Below are 1,531 nucleotides of genomic sequence, written 5' to 3' on the forward strand. Positions count from 1 at the left end.
CCCACACTCTCCGCGAGCAGCACCCCGTCCCATCACCACCGGAACCGGCTCCCCCGCGGAGCCCCCTCACGGTGATCCAACCGCGCTATCAATAAGCTTTAACCGCGACCGCCGCTGTGCGCGAATCACAGCCTGATACGCATCCACATATTGCTGCGCCATCCTCCTCGATGTGAAACGCTCTTCAAAGCGTTTCCTCACCCCTTCTCGCGAGATCGTATGCAGCCGGTTCACGGCCGCAACCGCGCCAATTTCATCCTCGACGATAAACCCCGACACACCCTCGTCCACCACTTCCGGCACCGCACCGCGATTAAACGCAATCACCGGCGTGCCACACGCCATCGATTCGATCATCACAAGGCCAAACGGCTCCGGCCAGTCAATCGGAAATAGCAGCGCATGCGCGCCCGACAGGAATTCAGCCTTCTGATGGTCATCGATCTCACCGATAAACTCGACGTGCGGCAGCTTCATCAGCGGGGCAATTTCACGCTCGAAGTACTCGCGGTCCGCCTCGTCGACTTTGGCGGCAATCTTGATCTTCATGCCACATTTGCCAGCAATCCGAATCGCGGTATCGACACGCTTTTCCGGCGATATACGCCCGAGAAACGCCAGGTAACGCTGCTCGACCGGTTGCGGCATATAGCGATCTTCCGGCAACCCGTGATAAACCGTGGTCAACCACTTGGCCTGCGGCAAAGGATGACGTTGAGCGTCCGAAATGGAAATAACGGGAGCGGTATCGAAGGTATTGAAAATCGGCTGCTGTTCAGGCAAATCGAGCCGTCCATGCAACGTAGTGACGAACGGCGTGTCCTGCCGCTTAAAAAGCGAAAACGAGTAGTAATCCATGTGGAAATGCAACACGTCGAATTCATCGGCGCGACGACGCACCATCTCCATCAGCAACATATGCGGCGCGATCCGATCGCGAATGGCCGGGTCCAGGCGCAGCGCGCGCGGCCACACAGCTTCCAGTTTGGCTTTCGTCTGCGAATCGCCGCTGGCGAACAACGTCACGTCGTGTCCGAGGTCGACAAGCGCCTCGGTGATATACGACACGACCCGCTCCGTACCGCCATAAAGCTTGGGCGGAACCGATTCGGTCAAAGGGGCAATCTGTGCAATTTTCATTTTTCGCGTCTCCATCGCGTCTCCACTTAGTCTTACATCGCCGGGTTGCACAGCCACTGCTGTGCTTGTCCGTTCGACGGTCGTTGCGCGTTACCCATCCGACGCATCGCGACGACACCGCCATTATTCGCTGCGAAAGCCGCAAATTCGTCAAAATTTTCACTTCCGCAACCCTGTTACAGTCGTGAAACACTCGTTCAAGCCTATCGGTAAAGCCGTTTTTAACCTTCCGTGGCGCGCTGGACGCCCTTCAAGTCCGCCAGGAAGGAGTCGCGCCAGACGCCCAGGTTGTATTTGCGCAACGCAACCATGTTGGTCTCGTAGCGCTGCTTGCGTTCGGCGAGAGGCATGGAAAGCGCCACGCCGATCGCTTCGCTCATACCCACCATAT

At 57.5% G+C, this 1,531-nt stretch carries 1 protein-coding gene and 1 pseudogene; both read right to left on the reverse strand.

Annotation, left to right across the window (positions count from 1 at the left end; all coding sequences use genetic code 11):
* Positions 1–66: 66 nt before the first annotated feature.
* The gene (locus WCA53_RS00005) at positions 67–1,140 is read right to left on the reverse strand and encodes a glycosyltransferase family 4 protein (RefSeq protein WP_423903887.1); all 1,074 of its coding nucleotides are present in this window, start codon (positions 1,138–1,140) and stop codon (positions 67–69) included.
* 221 nt (positions 1,141–1,361) lie between these two features.
* Positions 1,362–1,531 (reverse strand): annotated as a pseudogene (locus tag WCA53_RS00010) (alpha,alpha-trehalose-phosphate synthase); the annotation flags it as partial.

It is taken from the genome of Caballeronia sp. (genome assembly GCF_049581465.1).
Classification (GTDB): Bacteria; Pseudomonadota; Gammaproteobacteria; order Burkholderiales; family Burkholderiaceae; genus Caballeronia.